We start from the raw sequence: 458 nt of genomic DNA on the forward strand, positions 1-458 counted from the left end.
TACATCACGCCCGAAGGAGAAATGATGTGTTGCGCCGTGTAGGTCTTGAGCAGCGTGTGGAGATTATGACGATAGTTCATGGACGAGTCCCCGACGAAAGAGAAGACTACATCGTCACCTTCTTTGTGGTAGGTCAGTCCGAGTGACGCAACGGTTCCCTGCGAAGAGATGAAAATGTCAGGCACAAAATTCATCACACTGTACGCCTTAATAGTACGATGAGCGTCGAACATGGCACCGAGTTGCTCCAAAGTGATGTCGTACTGTGAATGGACAAACATCATGTAGGGAGCGGTCACAGTGCACTGTTCAGCACGATTCGCACATCTCAGGAGTTTCTTGCCGGGGACCGAAGCAGGGTCAGTATATTTGAGCGCTGTTTCTGCAGTCAACTTGCCTCCGGAGACAAGAGATGCCATAACAAGCGCGCGCGTGGTGTCGCGAGCTGAGTCACGCCC

The 458-nt window shown here is 52.0% G+C and carries 1 protein-coding gene; it reads right to left on the reverse strand.

Annotated elements, in window-relative coordinates; translation table 11 throughout:
- Nucleotides 1-419: hypothetical protein (locus ACO0LB_RS20560; protein WP_423052566.1), on the reverse strand; the 419-nt coding region annotated here is incomplete at its 3' end.
- Nucleotides 420-458 lie beyond the last annotated feature (39 nt).

It is taken from the genome of Undibacterium sp. SXout7W, from assembly GCF_049339385.1.
GTDB lineage: Bacteria > Pseudomonadota > Gammaproteobacteria > Burkholderiales > Burkholderiaceae_D > Undibacterium.